Genomic DNA, 16,157 nt, shown 5'->3' on the forward strand with positions numbered 1-16,157 from the left:
ATATGCAGAATATCCCTATCGAACTTACTCAGGCTCAAAAAAGGCAAGTTACTCTTCTTTATCATTTTGCCTCGCTCGATTACCTGAGAGGATTGCAGAAAAATCTCCATGAGCTCATGGCTTTCGTCGATCCAACACTTGACTTAGCCAAACTTCAGGCCCGTGACAGCGTGTTAACAGACGCTCGCTGGGGTGCACGCAACACGTCCGGCAACTGGGCGAATAATGGTTGGCCGTTGCTGGCTGACTTCGAGCTCTCCGTTGCAAGAGATATAGCCAAGCGGTCGTATGAAGCATACTCGATCACTGACGCAAACCAATGTGCTCGCGGACTTGCCGAGCTGTCGCTAGGCTGGATGACACCCGATGAGCAGGCTGACTTCGAAACCCGTTTCGATAAAATCGTCCAATACGCAGGTTACATCGACAACACAATGAGTCAGCACGAAGTCGCTGGTCGTTGGGATGATTTCGGGCTTGCTATGGCTGGTAAGGCTTTCCCCGAGGTGCTCAGATCTGCGCCTGCGCTGCGGCTGCGTGCAGACATTACGGCTGCAACTGGCCAGACGCCAGTGCGGACTGGCGTCTACCTGCCTATTGATGATCCAAACGGCGCTCCGCAATTCTGCTGGGTTGGAAAACCCGCCGGTGTGCTTCTCGAATCGAACACGTTGAACGATCTCGGCTTGGAGGCGCTTGCAGAGGTTGGTCGCAACTCGCTTTGGGTTGACGAAGAACGTATGTATGAGTTCGTCCAGAAACGCATGAACGATCCGCGGTTGCTAGCGGATCCGCTGTTTGAAGATAGCGTCGAAGACCCCGACTTGGCGCCGAGCCTCGTCGCGCGCAACGCATTTACGACGCGCCCTTGCAAGTGGATTTTTGTTGAGCAGATACACGGCGAAATGGTCTCCCTGGATGAGGACGAGCATGAGCCCAGCTCGTTTGAAGGCCCGCGCGTGGTAGCTGGGTCTCCGTGTCCGACCTCTGGCTATTATTTCACCCCGGCACAGCCCGGGTCGCGACGGATGTTCGCGGCAGGTGAGATCATGCCTGAAGTGGGCGGAGCCTACGGCGCGACAATTTGGCAGTGGGACCACACTCAGTAAAAGAAAAGCGTTTAATCATACTGAGGCGTTCGATTTGGAGAAATCTGGCACGTTTCAAAACGTGCGTAGATCGATTTACCGAGGGCAATAGACGATCCTGCTCCGTGACGCGGCCTACCTGCGATTACAACTCCTCGCAGCCTGGATCCAGACGCGTGGATTCACTGTCGAGAAAATGATCGAAGCGTGGGACCGCTTCATGAATCAGCTATGAATAAACGCATCTTTCGAAATTCTTGCGCCCCACTTCTTCTAGTGGCAGCGGCAGTATCCGCACCTACGATTGCGGCTCAACCCGGTCGGGGTGCGCCGGTGCTGGCCTGCGCCCTGATAAAGAAGCAGAAGCAACCTGCCGCCATTTGGACGACCGCGCAGGGAGCTCCCATCAGTGGAGATATTGATTTAGGACGTATCGACAAAACTGGTGATCACGGCGCGGAAGAGTATGTGCCAGCTGAAAACCTCTATCACCTAATATTGTCTCCAAGCCGCTTGACTGTCACATACCCGTGCTCACTCAGCCTTTGCATTGAGGCTGAGAAAATTCAACCGCGATGCCCAGACACTTCCGAGTACGAAATAAAAATGGGCGTCTTACCGTCAAAATTTGGGCCCGGCCCGTTCTCCACGGACACGGTGCTTACGCCGGAGGATCCAAAATCGGATTATCCGCTCGACCTCGATCTGCTATCTGGAAGGCTGGTAAAAGGCACGGTTCTTATGCCGTGGTTGGAAATTCAAGAAATAACACGCAACCAAGTTTCGAGTAAAAGCACGAGCGGCGACCGACAGCAACTGTTGAGGTACTCAGTGAGAAATACAGGAAATCGACACGTTCAGTTGCGCGACTGGGAAAAAGTTGATGGGTCAAACTCAGGCATTGAATTGAAAGAAAATACCTGCGCATCAGGCCTCATTTCTCCAGGTGCGGCATGCACTGTAGTACTGAGCGTCACTCCCGACGGCTCTCGATCAAGGAAATATGCCTCGTGGGTTGCTTCGAGTGTCGATGAACGGATAAACGTTACCATCTACGCGAATTTCGACGAAAAGTCGCATCTTATAGTATCCCTGAAGACTCAATAGGTTCCTATAAGCTTATTTAGGCGCCTTATTGCTCTTTAAGGATACCCCGGCTCTGACGCAGAAAATCGTGGGCAATGCCCTGGACGCTGGCACATACAAAAAGCAAGGGACGTTTCAGACAGATGAGTTTCTTTCGTCTCTGCTCAGCTCTTCTTATCTTAACGATCGGATCGCAACTCTTAGGGTGCGACTATTCGAATAGTATGCAGACACCGATGAAACAGGGAAATAAAGTCGAATTTAACCTTCGCGAGAGTGGCGACACCTTCAAGTCCCGCTATTCTGAGCTGGTAAAGGCATTACGGCAACCGGTCGGGGTCACCTTCTACAATGTGCAGTGGCCGTCCGGCAAAAAAGGTGCCGTCAAGATCAATGCGGGATCAACGACTCTGGAAGTTGACAATGTTCTTCATCTTTCGGCTGCCCAGGATGAGGCTTTCCAGAACGAAGGCATAGCGACAATAAATGTGATCAGTGGCATTAGCGGTCCCAACGGGATATCGCATCTGGGAGCGCGTGACTACCTCTTTTCTGCACTTGCGAAGCTGAGAAAGGCCGGTTGGGCGCCAACTATTCCCTTTGGCGCACCCAGGCTCCGCGGAAGGGAAATGTTGATGTACAAGGCTGAGTCGGGGAAATTCACGACGCTTGACGCTGACTACGTGCCCACGCTCGATGAATGGCTCCAGCTTGAGGACCTCACGATTTGGGAACTGCACGGAGACCGTGCGTTTCTCAAGGTTAGCTTCAAGCGTCAGTCCAAAAGTGGGGATCCTGCCGGCTTAGACATCTACCTTATAACCTATGAACTTACTTCCGATGTTAACTATTTCAGAGGCTTCGTCGATCCGCTCCATCGTGGAGAGTGGAAGACTTTATTGCAAGCGGAGCTAGACGAACTTGCAGTAAAACGCAAGAACATTGAGCGACAACTGTCCATACGAGGCGTTCACATTGATACCGGTTATAAAGATCCTGTGGCCCCTGAGTAGCTTACGCGATGAACATCTTCGAGCTCTAGTTTGGGCGACAGAGTTAGCAAGTATCTGCGGTTTTAGATGCAGCTGACTCCCCGGGCACACTACTAAATTCGGATACTGATCGTGGCAACGGAATTTGAGCTTTCTCGCTCGCACGCTATTCAGGCCACTGTGCTCTATCACCCTATGCGTAGAATTCGAATTCGTGCTGCCTTCACCTTGTATTGTTATATAATACTCGGCACCTCTGCTGCATCGGAAGATGGACAGTGCTCCGACGGTTGCGTCATACTAAGTCGTAGCGATGATCAGAACTGCGACCTCAATAAAACGCCTCTATCCCGCTGTGGTGGGTATCGCCAGTTCATGAAATCTGACGCAATATTGAATGAGGAGTATCGTCGTCTTTTTCAGCAACTGAAGTTGATCGACAGAAAGTCCCTGCAGAAGGCTCAACGCGAGTGGATAATGTGGCGTGACGAGCAGTGTGAGACTGAGGAAGTGGAAGCGAATTGCGATAATGGTGTGTGCGCTGGTGTGGCGCACGATAGCTGTATCTTGGATCTCACCGCGCGAAGGGCAAAGGAGCTGCGTCGTTTCACGCAGGAGAATGCTTCTGGAGTAGATAGCGGGTTCGCGTTCTCAAAGGGTCGCACGGATCGGGATTGAGACCGTAAATTGACGACTGTGGTGGCGCCATATGCCAGCTTTATCCAATGTCACAATGGAACTTGAACTTTCCCGCTGGCAGGCTATTCAGGCCACTCTGCTCTATCACTTCGCCTCACTCGACTTCTTAAAAGGTATGCAGAATGCAATGGATGAGCTAGCCGTACATGTCGAGAGCATCCTTGATCTGGCGGCAACCCAAGGACGGGATCGGCATCTCAAGAGCCCGCGCTGGGGAAGCCGCGACACGTCCGAAAATTGGACAAACAACGCATGGCCTTTTTTAAAAGACCTGCAGCTCACAACTCGCCGCCAGATTGCCGAGCGTGCCTTTGAGAAATTCAATATAACGGGATTTAACCAGTTTGACCGGGCTCGTTCAGAATTCTCTATGAACTGGACCACACCCGACGAGGAATTGGAGGTCGACAGTTTGGTTGAGAACGTGGCTAGCTATGCTCGTTATATTGATCAAACCTTGGACAAGTATTCAACTACAAACGGGTGGAGCGACTTTTCCCTAACGTGTGCTTGGTCACAATTCAAAGAAAGCTTCAATCGCATTCCCAAGTACAGAATACGCTTCGATGTCAAAGCGAAAACCGGCACGATGCCGCCGCGCACCGGGGTGTATGTGTCTGATAGTGATCAGAACGCGACATTACAGTTTGCGTGGCACGGCAGTCCGTGTGGCAAGCTGCTATTGGGCTCCACGTTCAACCGCCTTGGCTTGGATGCACTGACTGAGGTTGGGCGAGCGGACCTCTGGATAGATAAAGGCAAGATGCTGCAATTTGCGCGCACCCACAAGAGAGACCGCCTTCTAACGGAGGACCCGTTCTTGGAGGAGTCGTTGCAGGATGCCGACCTCGCCCCTTCTTTAATAGCTCGGAATGTGGACGCTGAGGTCGACTGCGCTTGGTACTATGTGGAAGTAATAGAAGGTGAATACGAAGAGATAGACTCGAAAGTTGCTCAGGCGCCCGACGCCATACGAGTACCGGGAGGAGAAGCGTGTCCGGTTTCGGGGTATTACTTCACGCCTGCAAAGCCAGGATCTCGAGCATTCTTTGCCAAGGGCACGATCATGCCGCGCCTCGATTCACGTTATGGCTTAGCGATATGGCAGTGGGACCTCGATCAGGCCTAGTAATACGCATTTGCCATGAGATAGTCGCTAGGAGATCGTGAAGTAAAGTTCAACCAGCCGCCTGTCCTATTGGTGACAACGTTACGTGTCTGATACGATGTAGCTGATGAATTGGATTCTTCTGCTCGCGATCGCCGTGCTGGCTGCAGTCGCAACTGACAGTCGCGCCGATACACCGGGGCTTCGTCCCGAATTGGTGGACACACCTTATCTAGCGGCACGGGGGATAGCGATGCACTTCCCCGTGATAGGCGCTCTGCGTATCATGGATAAGCGCGGCGAGCATCTGCTGGTCCTGACTCGAAACGCCGACCTATCCCCTTCTCGTCCGAAGTCCCCCCGCATCGAACACATCGACCTTGTCGCATATTATTACGACCGCCGCGAAGGTGGTTGGACGACCACATGGACGATACGCGACAGCGTCGACTGCCCTGGCCTCGACGCAGCGGCCGACTTCTTCACGGCAGCGGTTTCCTTCACGGATCTGAACGGCGACGGGAGGGCCGAGGTCACGGTGCCGTACCGCTTGTTTTGCGGCGGCGGTATCGAGCCATCGACCGTCAAGGTGATCCTGCGCGACGGCGCCACGAAGCTGGCGATTCGTGGCGAGTCGACCGTACGTTTGCCTGGAGAGGAGCCGTTTGGCGGGGAACACCGGTATGACAAGGCCTTGTTACAGCCAGCGAACGCAACGTTCAAGCGGCATCTCGACCAGATCTGGTTGAAGGTCTCCGTCGACACACGTCGTTGATGGGTACGTTCTATCATGCTTCGGCAATTCGCCAGATCAACAGCATCGAGATAATTTTCGGCGATGAAAAAACCTCGCAATGAAGCCCCCGCTCAGAACATGCTGCCTTCCGAGTTGGAACGACGGCAGATCTTTTACTGGCTCAAGCGCAACAGCTCTGTCACAGCATGGCGGCGCGTCCTCGCATACTACGAAGCTTGGGTAAACGTCGTACTGAAGAGCGCCCAGCTGGCCGATGAGAAGGGCTGGGGTAACGAAACTTCGCTGCCGCAACTGGAGTACGCCCGTTTACAGAAGTACCTCGCGCATTTCAAAACGTGCGTTGATCGCCTTGCCAAGGGCGATAGACGCGTATTCCGGTTCAGCGAGAGCGGCGAGTTTTTCTTTGCCGGACAGGTACTTTCGCACTGGATGCAGATGCTCGAACGCATCAGAATCGGCGAGAACGGCATAAACAACCACACGCCTCTTTGGCCGGAATTTTGCGATGGTGTGAATTCAGCAGCACAGGCGTGGGGAGAGTGTGGCATCAGCCTCCTTGAGGAGAGATTCGGCAACGATTCTGCCCGGCTGCCATACGGGAACTGGCTGAAGGGAGAGCTTGAAACCGTGCCGTTCCCGGCACAACTGGCGCCGGTGCCGGAGCCCTCCGACAGCATATTCGTGTGGTCGGGCCTCTATGTGCCCTGTTCCGGCATCTGGGAGCCCGTCGCAGGACCAAAGCCATCGTTGCTCGATGTGCTATTCCGAAAGCCCAAGCTACAGCCGCCGTTCCAAGTAGTCGGGGCAATGAACTATCTCCACGAAGGTTCGGGAGCGCCGAAGATATACGTCGAAACCGCCGAGGAGGGTATCGACGTTGAAACGACATGGCGCTTGCTGTGGCGGGATGACCGCTACCTGGACGGCATAGTTCCCGAAGAGGAAGCAGGCTACCGCTTCTCCGCTCCAAATGCAGCTCTACCACCGCCGCCGATCGGTTTCAGCGTTTGGGATATGACGGTGGCGGAAAGCGACACCCGGGCGCCAACGACCGGCAGATGGCTCACAAAACCAGATATTCGGGTGAGCGTGTACCTGAACAAAGGCGAGCGGCTGCCGCTATACGAGGGCCGCTCCGTACAGTGGCTGCTCGACGAGATCAATACGTAGGCTTTGCGTGCGAGCCGCACAGCCGATCACGGCGTCCTCTCCAGATACGGCTGGCACGCCCTCTCCTTCCCCGCGCCGCCGTTGCAGATATGCCAGCGGCACATCACGGCGCCCGGCTTGCCCAGCGGCGGGCAGCGCTTGAACGTGTCGCCCTCGGAACGTGCCCTCTTCTTCGCACGCTTCGCCGCACTGGTCTTCCGTGCGGACGCCTTGGCCGGTTCGGCCGTCGGCGGCGCCGCAGGCGCCACCTCCGGCGCGGCAGGTTCCGGAGCTGCCGCAAGCCGACCTGCGGTAGCCGGCACACCGGTCGCTGCTTCAGCGCCAGCCACCGGCTGCGCCGCGGCCTGCGCTGCCGGGGCACTCGCCGCCGCAACGCCGACAGTCGGGTCCACGGGAGCCGGCAACGGGGCTGGCACCGCCGCCGGCACAACAGGCCGCACCGCCGCCCGTTCGATCCGATGAATCGACCGCTCACTGCTGATGAACTGCACACCCAGCATCACGGCAACGATCACCCCCAGCGCCGCAGCCCCGCCACCGGCCCACAGCACCAGTTTCCGGAACATCGCCGGCGGCGCACCGGCCCGCCCCGCGGCCGGCGCATCCGCGGGAAGCTCGGTGCGCGCGTCGGGAGTGCCCGGCGCCTCAGGCGGCGCCGCGGTCGGTGGTGAGGAATACGAATTTTCGGCCATGCTCAACAATACGATATTTCAATGACATCTGTCGCATTGTAAGCACAGCCCGTACGTGCCGCATGTCACCGCTCACACGTGCGGCGTGTGCTAGCCTTCGGATGCACAATCCGTCGCGTATCCGCTACCGCAATGACCTCCAACCTCTGCACACGGCGCAGCCACTCGTTCGACGCACCGGCCACGCCGGGCATCGACATCTGGCTCGCCCACTACCGCCAGTTCACGGACCAGCCACGGTTGCGCGCGGTACTGAGCCCGGCGGAACGCGACAAGGAGCAGCGCTTCCATTTCGCCGACGACCGGATGCGCTACCTCGTCACGCGTGCCCTGGTGCGCGGCACGCTGTCGCGCTACGCTCCAGTCGCGCCGGACCAGTGGCGGTTCGAGGACACGCCATTCGGCCAGCCGCGCATCGCCAATGCCGAGCCGGAATGTGCCGGCCTGGCCTTCAACATATCGCATACGGGAGGGTTGATCGCGCTGGCGGTGACGCGCGAGCGGGCGTTGGGCATTGACGTGGAAAACGTCACGGCGCGCCATTCGTCGGAAGGCATCGCCCGGCGCTTCTTCTCCGCGGCGGAGGTGGCGGCGCTCGAAGCCGTGCCGCCGGCGCTGCGCCACGAACGCTTCTTCGAATACTGGACGTTCAAGGAAGCCTACATCAAGGCGCGCGGCATGGGGCTGTCGCTGCCGCTCGAGCGCTTCACCATCCATTTCCCGCAGGACGATGAGGTGCGGCTGGAGATCGACCCGGAACTGGGCGACGATCCACAGCGCTGGTGCCTGTGGCAGCTGCGGCCGGCGCCCGGCTATCTGCTTGCGCTGTGCGCTGAACGTAAAAACACCGCGGTCCCCGCCGTGACGGTATGGACCGCGGTGCCCGGTACTGAAGGCGATCTGTTCGGCGTCTAGGCCGCCGCGTATGCCGGCATGCGCACGACGGGCCTGCGTGCCGCCGCCACCGCCGCGAGGTTCTTCCGGTCCTGGCCGTACGGCGTAAGCACGGCGTGCGAAGTCGATTCCGATGCAGGCGGCATCGCGTACTTGACGAAGGTGGCCAGGGTGCCGGCCGGGCCCACGTCGAGGTAGCGGTACGTGCCTGTCTTTTCCAGGTGCGCGATCGCGTCGCGGAACCGGATCGGCCGCCGCACCACGCGCCAGAAGAAGTCGTCCGGCAGACGGTTCAGCGTTGCCACCTGCTCGCAGCAGACGAACGGCAGCAGGCCGCGGCCACAGCTCACCGGGTGGGCCAGGAAGGCGCTGCGGGCCGCGTCGATCCAGCGCGAGTGATACGCGTAACCGACGGCCAGCCGCTGGTGGGCGATTCCGCGCTGCTTCAGTTCCCCCTCGATCACGTTCAGGCTCGCCGCCGGTGCCGAGACGGCGAAATGCGCGCCGAAGTTCACGCCGGCCATCTCGCTGTGCCGGCGCAGGAAGTCCTCGTCGTACAGCGCTGGATCGGCCAGCACGGCGATCATGCCGCCTGGCGCGCAGGCGCCCTCGAATGCCGCGACCTGGGCCAGCACGGCGGACAGCGCTTCCTCCACGCCCAGGTAGCCGCCCACGGCCGCCGCGGCGAATGAGCCGAGGCTCGCGCCCAGCAGCAGATCGGGGTGCTCGCCCTCGTCGATCAGGCATTGCGCCAGCGCGTATTCCACCATGAAGATGGCGGGATGTGTCAGCGCCGTCTCGTCGAACACCTCTCCCTTGCCGGAACCGTAGATCGCTTCGATCACGCGGCGGCCGGCGATGCGGTATGCGCGCTCGTCGAGGTCGTCCATCCAGTGCCGGAACACGGGATGCTCCGCGTAGAGTTGCCGGCCCATCTGGTAGTACTGCGAACCCTGCCCCGAAAACATGAAAACAGTCTTGGCGTTCATTGCGAACTCCTGATTGATAGGCGTAGCGGTGCCGCGCCGGTGTTCAGCAGCGGTCGGTGACCACCTGCAGGCCGAGCGAGCGGTAGTAGCCGCACCAGAACAGCGCGGAGTCGCGCGCCTCTTCCGGCGTGCCGGCCGTCTCGATCTCGAAGATGTCGATCTTGCCGGTGTCGCGGGCTTGCCGCACCCAGCGCGCGATGTCGCCGTGGCTGTCGTCCGCCAGGTCGGAGTAGATCTTTTCCTGTTCGTGGTCGGGCGACTTGTCCATCCAGCCGATGTAATACAGGTCGTCGGTGCCGGCCCCCAGGCCGAAGACGTGGTAGTTAGCAGTGCTCATGATTCACCTCGTGCGATGCAGTGAGTTGGTGGTCCCGGCCCAGCGCCGGCGCCGGTTTGCCGGTATCTCCTCCAGCGTCCAGCGCGCCCGTTCATGCGGGCGTCAATTCATCCAGGTCGAAGTAGCCGTTGTAGCCTTTCATGTAGACGGCGGCGCGGTGGCCGAACAGCACCATGGCCGCGGTGCGCGTCTCCAGGACGCCCGCCACGATGGCCGATTTGCAGCGCGTGCTCACCGGGTGCTGGCGGTTCCATGCGCTGACCTTGTCGTGGGCGCTGCGCGGCTTCGCGGCCTCGCCAGCCGGCTCCTCCGCCGCGATCCGCGCCGCCAGCGCGTCGACGGCGTCCTGCGGCGTCAGCTGTTTGATCGTGTAGTAAAGCCGGGTCAGCACGTCGCCGTGGCCCACCTCCTCGAAGTCCGCCGCCTGGCCGCGGCGCGCGGCGACCGCCATCAGGTACTGCACGGTCTCGCACCAGCGCACCGGGCTCGCGATCTGCGCGGCCAGCGTGCCGAGGATCGCGTCGGCGCTGTAGGGCCGCGCGGTCACGTTGGCGATCACGGGAATGCGCGGCGCCGCGAATTCGAACTGGGCCAGATAGTCCTCGAAGCTGTGCATCGCGTCCTTCATGAACGCGGAGTGGAACGCACCACTGGTCGCCAGCGGGTAATAGCGCATCTTCCCCTGCGTGAAGAACGGTTCGGCCCGCGCGATCTCTTCCTCCAGGCCGGACAGCACGACCTGCACCGGCGTATTGTGGTTCGCCATGGTCAGGTTCGTCAGCCGGTTCTCGACGAGGATCTGCTCGATCTCTTCCTTGCTGGCGTTGACGACGGCTGCCATCGCGCCGTTCGTCACCTGCGCCATCATCTCGCCGCGCCGGCGCACGAGCTTCAGGCCCGTCTCGAAATCGAAGCAGCCCGCCGCCAGCAGCGCATTGAACTCGCCCAGGCTGTGGCCCGCCACGAAGTCCGGTGCCCGCCCGGCCTCTTCCAGCTTGCGGTAATACGACAATGCGTTGACGACGTACAGCGCCGGCTGCGTGAACTGGGTCTTGCCCAACTCGTCGCGCGGGTCTTCCAGGCACAGCTCCCTGATCGAATAGCCCAGGATCGCGTCCGCCTTGTCCGTCAGTTCCCGGTAGGCGTCGAACAGGTCGCCGCCCATTTGCTTTTCCTGCGAACCCTGGCCGGGGAACATGTAAATCTTCATGTTTGCCACTCCATATATTGGTTGTCAGATCCGTTGCAGGCAGACGGCCGTGTTGATGCCGCCGAAGCCCATGCTGAGGTTCAGTGCGTGATCGATGCGGTGTTCCACCGCTTGCGGGCCGACCCAGCGCAGCGTGTCGTCGATCGGTTCGTCCAGGTTGCGGCAGGGGTGCAGTTGCCCTTCCTTCATCTGCAGCGCGACGGCGATCAGTTCGACGGCGCCCGCCGCCGACAAGCCGTGGCCGACGATCGACTTCGTCGTGTTCAGCCACGCGTGATCCAGTTCGCAGCGGCGCAGGCTGGCCAGCTCCGTGGTGTCGCCGATGTTCGAGCCGGTGCCGTGCGGGTTCACGTAGTCGATGCGCGACGGCGACACGCCAGCCATCTGCAACGCCCGCCGCACGGCGCCGACTTCGCCGTCCACTGACGGATTCGGATTGCGGTTGCCGTCCAATGTCATCGCCCACCCGGCCAGCCGGGCATACGGCCCGTGCGTGCCGCGCTGCGCCGTCCCCTGCCGTTCGATCACCAGCGCGCCGCAGGCCTCGCCGAAGATGAAGCCGTCGCGCCCCGCATCGAACGGCCGGCTGGCGCGGGCCGGCTCGTCGGCAAAATGGCTCGAGCCCATCGCGCCCAGCGAACGGAAGCCCTGGCACTCCCAGTACGACAGGTCCATCAGCGCGCCAATGGCGATGCACACATCCACCCGCCCCGATTCGACGGCGGCAATCGCTTCCAGCACGGCCACCTGGCCGCTGGCGGACGCGCCGCCGACCGTGCAGGCAAAGCCGCGAATGCCGAACACTTCGCTGCAGAGGCCGCACAGATCGCTGTCCATGAACGACATGCCGTAGGTCGGCCGCAGGTACTGCTCGCGGCCCCGGTAAGCGTCGTGCAGCTGTACCAGCTCGCGCTGCTGCACGTTCGAGCCGCCGATCACGAGCCCGATCCGCTCCGGCGCCACCTGTGCCAGCGCCGCGTCCTGCCAGGCCTCGTGCAAGGTTGCCAGCGCGGCCTGGCCGGACAGCGATGCGGTGCGCAGCAGCGCTCGCGGCACGTCCGGCGGCAGCGCCAGCTCGCCGATCTCCGCGCCGATAAACGGTGCGTCGCCCTCGGCCGGGGCGGGACGCTGGCGGCCAGGCCGGCGCATCACGCCGAAGCGGTGCTCGCCGGCCAGCAGCGCCGCCGTGAAGGCGTCCCGGCCCTGGCCGATCGCCGCCGTCACGCCGATGCCGCTGATGACGATGTCAGGCTTTTTCATGGATGATCCGCGCCAGGTCGGCGATGTTTTCCGCCTTCGCCATGTGGATCAGCGGGATGTTCAACGCCAGCGTTTCCAGCGTCATCATGATGATGTCGGCCCGGTCGATCGAGTTGGCGCCCAGCGACTTCAGCGAATCGGTCGGCTTGAACGCATGCGTCTCCAGGCGCGGAATGACTTCGCGCGCGTGGCGGGCAATGATCTCCACGATGTCGTCGGTGCTCACGGTGATACTCACGATAGGTTCTCCTTCAGGTAAGTGTTGTACGGTGTTGTGCTTGATCCAGGCGGTCATTGCCCGAATACGGTGTCGATGCGCTCCCTCACTTCGCGCTGGTGGAACGTGACTGCGTGCATGGCCAGCTCCTGCCCCACGTGGCGGGCCAGTTCCGCGCGCAGCGGCGCCACCAGGTGGTCCTTCAACGTCATCAGCGACACGCGGGGCTTTTCGGCCAGCGTGCGCGCCAGCTCCAGCGCGTGGCCGGCCACCGCGTCGCGCGGTACCACGGCAAACGGCACGCCGCGCCGCTGCAACTCCTCGCCGCGGTAGGTGGCAGCCGTCAGCATCATTTCCTCGGCCAGCGCGAAGCCGAGCTTATTCGGCAGGATCAACGTCGAGCCCATGCCCGGCGTGAAGCCGTATTTCATGAAGTTCGCCGTGTAGACGCTCTCGCGGCCCAGCACGATCACATCCGCGAACATGCCCAGCACGAACCCGCCGCCGATGCCGTGCCCGCCCATCGCGGCCACCACCGGCACCGGGCAATTCAGCGCGAGGCTGTACAGGTCCTTGTCGCTGAACTGGTAGCGGCCCTCGAACAGGTCGCGCAGGCCGGCCTGCGTGCCGCCGCTGGAAAAATAATGGTCGTAGCCCGTCAGGATCACGACCTTGCAGTCGGCCCGCTCGCGGATGCCGGCGAATGCGGCCGTCAAGCCCGCGATCAACTCCTCGGTAAACGTGTTCTTGTTGGCGCGGTCCTGCATGCGCACCTGCACGATGCCCGGCTCCAGCGTGGCGACGTCGACGATCGGCTCGGTCATCAATCAGCCTCCCACGGGAACTTGCCGGTGCGGGCGTAGCGCGCGATCTTCGCAAGATTGGCCGGGTCGGAAAACACTTCCAGGTTCGCCTGCAGGGCCAGCGGACGCGCATGGCGCAGCGTGTCGTCCAGGCTCGCCGCATAGCGCTTGTAGCGCGCCACGCCATCGGCGCCCAGGCGTCGCAGCCGCAACAGTTGCTTGCGCAACAGGTTGTCGCTGTTTTCCTCGCATCCGTCGACCAGGCCCCAATCCAGTGCCTGAGCCGCGCCGATAGGCTGCGTCATCAAGGTCATCATGTTGGCGCGCGCCGGGCCGATGCGCCGCGCCAGGAACGGCAGCACGCACGCAGGCATCACGCCGAACAGCAGCTCGGACAGGCTGAACGTGGCCTTGCTGTCGCACAGCACCACGTCGCATGCGGCGACGAAACCGATGCCGCCGGCGTTTGCGCGGCCGCGCACGTGCGCGACGCTGACGAACGGCCCGGTGGCCAGCCGGTGCCACAGGTCGTACAGCGGGCCGGGATCCTGCGGCGGTGCGCCGCGCTCGAGCCGTGCGCCGATCTCGTTGAAATCGGCGCCGTTGCAAAACACCTCCGGCAAGCCTTCCAGCACGACGACCTTGGCGGCGCCCTCGGCACCATGCAGCGCAGCGCCGATCTCGCGCACCAGCGTGTCGTCGATCGCGTTGGCCGCCTGCGGGCGGTGCATCTGCAGGAACAGGATGTCGTCATCCAGCCGCACGCGCAGCGTGTCGTAGTTCATGCTCATAGCCATTCGTACTCCCGGTGGAATTCCTTGATCTGCTTGAGCACAAGGGTGGGCCGGCCGAGCACCGTGCGCGCTTCGGGAATGAAGTCGGCGTCCGGCACCGTGTTGCGGGTGCCGAAGCGCAGCGCGCGGCTCTTTTCCAGCAATTGGTCGTACTGCTGCATCGACAGTTCATAGCGCCGGTCCAGCAGCTCGGCGGCACGCAGTGCGCGCAGGCGCTCCTGGCCTTCCTTGCGCACGATGCCGCTGAAGAATTCCGAGCAGCAGCCGGACCCGTACGAGAACACGCCCACCCGCTGCGGCGTTTCGAAGTTGCCGTTGTCGATCGTGCTTGCCAGCGACAGCGCGGCCGTGGCGCCCATGATGTTGCCCACGCGCTGGCAATGCACGAGGCCCGGCGTGACGCGCCGCTCGAAGTCCGCCTCCACGTCGCGCGGCGTGGCCTTCACCAGCTTGCGCATCATATTGCGGTGCGCACCCTTGACCATGCCGCCGAACGGCGTGTGGTAGGCCAGGTAAGCGAACGTGTTGACGAAATCGGCGCCGTCGACGCGCTTGGCGTATTCCAGCCACGCGTTCTCGCAGCAGTTCAGGTAGGACAGCAGCGACAGGTCCGTGTCGCCCGCATCGCCATCGGCGGACGGCCGGCACGTATCCATCACTTCGTAGCCGTAGTAGCCGTTCGCGCCCACGTCGATCTGGAACACGTGCGGCCGGTCGCTGACGAGCATCGCGACGGCACCCGAGCCGCTGCTGGGCTCCGCGAAAGACCAGTCGGCGGACAGCGCGTCGCCGCCTTCCTCGACCATGAAGCGCGACACGTCGGTGGCGATCACCAGCGCCTTGGCGCCGGGCGACGTCTGCGCCAGCACGAAGTTGATCGCCATCTGCAAACCGGCCACCCCCGAGTAGCAGGCGTTCTTCAGTTCGAACAGGCGGCAGTTGCGGTTCAATCCCAGCAGGTCGTGGCAATAGGTGCTCATCGACTTGCCGAAGTCGAATGCCGACTCGGTGCACGTGATCACCATCTCGATCCGGTCTCTTTCGTCCGCGCTCAGCGCGTCGACCAGCGGCTTCGCGGCATTGACGGCAAACGAGATCGGGTCTTCGTACGGCAGCGCCACCGTCTTTTCGCGCATCAGCAGGTTCTCGAACCGGCTCATGTCGAGGCCGCGGTGAGTGGCCAGCTTGCGCACGTCGAGGAAGGCCGTGCCGGCAAAGAAATTCATCGCTTCGATTCCTACTATGCTCACTTTGTTCTCCGTCGGGTTAAGGGTGGCCGCTCAGCGGAAGGCCAGCAGCTGCCGCATGCTCTGGCCCTTGCGCAGCCGAAAAGCCGCAAATGCGTCGCGGTCGGGGAAGTGCAGGTACATGTTGTGTTGCATGACGTGGTCGAAGCGTTGTCCGGGCGGCAGCCCGTACGTATGGCCCGGGAATATCCGCGTGTGCGGCGCCAGCCGCGCCTTCAGCCTTTCCAGGCTGTCGAACATCTGGTGTGCCGCCTGCTCGTCCGGGCAGATGCCGCAGCCCTCGGCAAACAGCACGTCGCCCGTGAACAGCGCGTCGCCGATCAGGTAGCACGTGCAGCCGGGCGTATGGCCGGGTGTGATGATCGGTTCGATGCGCAAGGCACCGACGGACCACGGCGCGCCGTCGACCGGCACCAGCTGCGGTGCCGCGTACTTGAACGCCGCGATCTCGCGCCGCGGCATCCAGATCGGGCAGGCGTACCGTTGCGCCAGCGGCCCGGCCAGGTCCGTATGGTCCGGGTGGCCATGCGTGACCAGGATCCCGCGCAGCACGGCACCGGTACCGTCGAGTGCCGCGACGATCGCGTCCGCATCCCATGCCGGGTCGACCAGCACGGCCTGCCGGCTGGCGCGATCGACGACGAGGTAGTTATTGTTCTTCATCGGCCCGCGGGCCACCCTGATCAGGTGGACCTCGGTGGCTGCCGTGACGGCGTGCTCCACGCTGCGCTCCATGCTGTGCTCCATCATGCGGCGCTCCACGATGCATCCGATGCCCCTATCTTGCATGCGCGCTGTCCTCCGTTGTATCGGG

18 protein-coding genes are annotated in these 16,157 nt (G+C 61.6%); 8 read left to right on the forward strand and 10 right to left on the reverse strand.

The genetic code is table 11. The features are described from left to right. The first annotated feature begins 2 nt into the window (after positions 1 to 2). The 7 genes from IP92_RS22485 to IP92_RS22515 all read left to right on the forward strand — a co-directional run bounded on the left by IP92_RS22485 (position 3) and on the right by IP92_RS22515 (position 6,900). Positions 3 to 1,109 carry a hypothetical protein gene (locus IP92_RS22485; RefSeq protein WP_145879406.1) on the forward strand — a complete coding sequence of 369 codons (1,107 nt, stop codon included), beginning with the start codon at positions 3 to 5 and terminating at the stop codon, positions 1,107 to 1,109. Between the two features lie 210 nt (positions 1,110 to 1,319). Then, the gene (locus IP92_RS22490; protein WP_145879408.1) at positions 1,320 to 2,195 is read left to right on the forward strand and encodes a hypothetical protein; all 876 of its coding nucleotides are present in this window, start codon (positions 1,320 to 1,322) and stop codon (positions 2,193 to 2,195) included. A gap of 215 nt (positions 2,196 to 2,410) precedes the next feature. Further along, positions 2,411 to 3,187 (forward strand): hypothetical protein, encoded by a 777-nt coding sequence (locus IP92_RS22495; RefSeq protein ID WP_145879410.1) that lies wholly within the window; start codon positions 2,411 to 2,413, stop codon positions 3,185 to 3,187. A gap of 111 nt (positions 3,188 to 3,298) precedes the next feature. Continuing rightward, on the forward strand, positions 3,299 to 3,844 hold the full coding sequence (locus IP92_RS22500; protein ID WP_145879412.1) for a lysozyme inhibitor LprI family protein: 546 nt from the start codon (positions 3,299 to 3,301) through the stop codon (positions 3,842 to 3,844). Between the two features lie 31 nt (positions 3,845 to 3,875). Further along, positions 3,876 to 4,994: a hypothetical protein gene (locus tag IP92_RS22505; protein ID WP_145879414.1), complete on the forward strand. Its 1,119-nt coding sequence runs from the start codon at positions 3,876 to 3,878 to the stop codon at positions 4,992 to 4,994. 106 nt (positions 4,995 to 5,100) lie between these two features. Continuing rightward, a complete protein-coding gene (locus IP92_RS22510) occupies positions 5,101 to 5,748 on the forward strand; it encodes a M949_RS01915 family surface polysaccharide biosynthesis protein (RefSeq protein WP_145879416.1) in 648 nt (215 codons plus the stop codon). A 63-nt stretch (positions 5,749 to 5,811) separates the two neighbouring features. After that, positions 5,812 to 6,900: an Imm71 family immunity protein gene (locus tag IP92_RS22515; RefSeq protein ID WP_229418924.1), complete on the forward strand. Its 1,089-nt coding sequence runs from the start codon at positions 5,812 to 5,814 to the stop codon at positions 6,898 to 6,900. Between the two features lie 26 nt (positions 6,901 to 6,926). On the opposite strand, the gene IP92_RS22520 is transcribed toward IP92_RS22515, so the two are convergent. Next, positions 6,927 to 7,598, reverse strand: a complete 672-nt coding sequence (locus IP92_RS22520; RefSeq protein ID WP_145879418.1) for a hypothetical protein — start codon at positions 7,596 to 7,598, stop codon at positions 6,927 to 6,929. Positions 7,599 to 7,724: 126 nt separating this feature from the next. On the opposite strand from IP92_RS22520, the gene IP92_RS22525 reads away from it, so the two are divergent. Then, positions 7,725 to 8,507, forward strand: a complete 783-nt coding sequence (locus IP92_RS22525) for a 4'-phosphopantetheinyl transferase family protein (protein ID WP_145879421.1) — start codon at positions 7,725 to 7,727, stop codon at positions 8,505 to 8,507. On the opposite strand, the gene IP92_RS22530 is transcribed toward IP92_RS22525, so the two are convergent. The 9 genes from IP92_RS22530 to IP92_RS22570 all read right to left on the reverse strand — a co-directional run bounded on the left by IP92_RS22530 (position 8,504) and on the right by IP92_RS22570 (position 16,132). Continuing rightward, complete coding sequence (locus tag IP92_RS22530; protein WP_145879423.1) at positions 8,504 to 9,475, reverse strand: acyltransferase domain-containing protein; 972 nt, start codon at positions 9,473 to 9,475, stop codon at positions 8,504 to 8,506. The two genes, IP92_RS22525 and IP92_RS22530, sit on opposite strands and share 4 nt — an antisense overlap. A gap of 43 nt (positions 9,476 to 9,518) precedes the next feature. Next, positions 9,519 to 9,812 (reverse strand): hypothetical protein, encoded by a 294-nt coding sequence (locus IP92_RS22535; protein ID WP_145879424.1) that lies wholly within the window; start codon positions 9,810 to 9,812, stop codon positions 9,519 to 9,521. Positions 9,813 to 9,903: 91 nt separating this feature from the next. Further along, positions 9,904 to 11,022 (reverse strand): ACP S-malonyltransferase, encoded by a 1,119-nt coding sequence (gene fabD, locus IP92_RS22540; RefSeq protein ID WP_145879427.1) that lies wholly within the window; start codon positions 11,020 to 11,022, stop codon positions 9,904 to 9,906. A 24-nt stretch (positions 11,023 to 11,046) separates the two neighbouring features. After that, the gene (locus IP92_RS22545) at positions 11,047 to 12,282 is read right to left on the reverse strand and encodes a beta-ketoacyl synthase N-terminal-like domain-containing protein (protein WP_145879429.1); all 1,236 of its coding nucleotides are present in this window, start codon (positions 12,280 to 12,282) and stop codon (positions 11,047 to 11,049) included. Beyond that, positions 12,269 to 12,520: an acyl carrier protein gene (locus tag IP92_RS22550; RefSeq protein WP_229418925.1), complete on the reverse strand. Its 252-nt coding sequence runs from the start codon at positions 12,518 to 12,520 to the stop codon at positions 12,269 to 12,271. Before IP92_RS22550 ends, IP92_RS22545 begins: the two co-directional genes overlap by 14 nt. A gap of 53 nt (positions 12,521 to 12,573) precedes the next feature. Then, entirely contained in the window at positions 12,574 to 13,323 is a 750-nt protein-coding gene (locus tag IP92_RS22555; RefSeq protein WP_145879432.1) for a polyketide synthase, read from the reverse strand. Beyond that, positions 13,323 to 14,099, reverse strand: a complete 777-nt coding sequence (locus tag IP92_RS22560) for an enoyl-CoA hydratase/isomerase (protein ID WP_145879435.1) — start codon at positions 14,097 to 14,099, stop codon at positions 13,323 to 13,325. Before IP92_RS22560 ends, IP92_RS22555 begins: the two co-directional genes overlap by 1 nt. Continuing rightward, positions 14,090 to 15,346, reverse strand: coding sequence for a hydroxymethylglutaryl-CoA synthase family protein (locus IP92_RS22565; RefSeq protein WP_145879437.1), 1,257 nt, complete (start codon positions 15,344 to 15,346; stop codon positions 14,090 to 14,092). Before IP92_RS22565 ends, IP92_RS22560 begins: the two co-directional genes overlap by 10 nt. A 30-nt stretch (positions 15,347 to 15,376) precedes the next feature. Continuing rightward, positions 15,377 to 16,132, reverse strand: coding sequence for an MBL fold metallo-hydrolase (locus IP92_RS22570; RefSeq protein ID WP_145879439.1), 756 nt, complete (start codon positions 16,130 to 16,132; stop codon positions 15,377 to 15,379). Positions 16,133 to 16,157 lie beyond the last annotated feature (25 nt).

The sequence above is a fragment of the Pseudoduganella flava genome (assembly GCF_007830495.1).
Lineage (GTDB): Bacteria > Pseudomonadota > Gammaproteobacteria > Burkholderiales > Burkholderiaceae_D > Rugamonas > Rugamonas flava.

What these genes read in the sequence shown, in the direction of transcription:
- IP92_RS22485 (WP_145879406.1), top strand. Translation starts at nt 3, where the DNA reads ATGCAGAATATCCCTATCGAACTTACTCAGGCTCAAAAAAGGCAAGTT.
- IP92_RS22490 (WP_145879408.1), top strand. Translation starts at nt 1,320, where the DNA reads ATGAATAAACGCATCTTTCGAAATTCTTGCGCCCCACTTCTTCTAGTG.
- IP92_RS22495 (WP_145879410.1), top strand. Translation starts at nt 2,411, where the DNA reads ATGAAACAGGGAAATAAAGTCGAATTTAACCTTCGCGAGAGTGGCGAC.
- IP92_RS22505 (WP_145879414.1), top strand. Translation starts at nt 3,876, where the DNA reads ATGCCAGCTTTATCCAATGTCACAATGGAACTTGAACTTTCCCGCTGG.
- IP92_RS22510 (WP_145879416.1), top strand. Translation starts at nt 5,101, where the DNA reads ATGAATTGGATTCTTCTGCTCGCGATCGCCGTGCTGGCTGCAGTCGCA.
- IP92_RS22515 (WP_229418924.1), top strand. Translation starts at nt 5,812, where the DNA reads ATGAAAAAACCTCGCAATGAAGCCCCCGCTCAGAACATGCTGCCTTCC.
- IP92_RS22525 (WP_145879421.1), top strand. Translation starts at nt 7,725, where the DNA reads ATGACCTCCAACCTCTGCACACGGCGCAGCCACTCGTTCGACGCACCG.
- IP92_RS22530 (WP_145879423.1), bottom strand. Translation starts at nt 9,475, where the DNA reads ATGAACGCCAAGACTGTTTTCATGTTTTCGGGGCAGGGTTCGCAGTAC.
- IP92_RS22535 (WP_145879424.1), bottom strand. Translation starts at nt 9,812, where the DNA reads ATGAGCACTGCTAACTACCACGTCTTCGGCCTGGGGGCCGGCACCGAC.
- fabD (WP_145879427.1), bottom strand. Translation starts at nt 11,022, where the DNA reads ATGAAGATTTACATGTTCCCCGGCCAGGGTTCGCAGGAAAAGCAAATG.
- IP92_RS22545 (WP_145879429.1), bottom strand. Translation starts at nt 12,282, where the DNA reads ATGAAAAAGCCTGACATCGTCATCAGCGGCATCGGCGTGACGGCGGCG.
- IP92_RS22555 (WP_145879432.1), bottom strand. Translation starts at nt 13,323, where the DNA reads ATGACCGAGCCGATCGTCGACGTCGCCACGCTGGAGCCGGGCATCGTG.
- IP92_RS22560 (WP_145879435.1), bottom strand. Translation starts at nt 14,099, where the DNA reads ATGGCTATGAGCATGAACTACGACACGCTGCGCGTGCGGCTGGATGAC.
- IP92_RS22570 (WP_145879439.1), bottom strand. Translation starts at nt 16,132, where the DNA reads ATGCAAGATAGGGGCATCGGATGCATCGTGGAGCGCCGCATGATGGAG.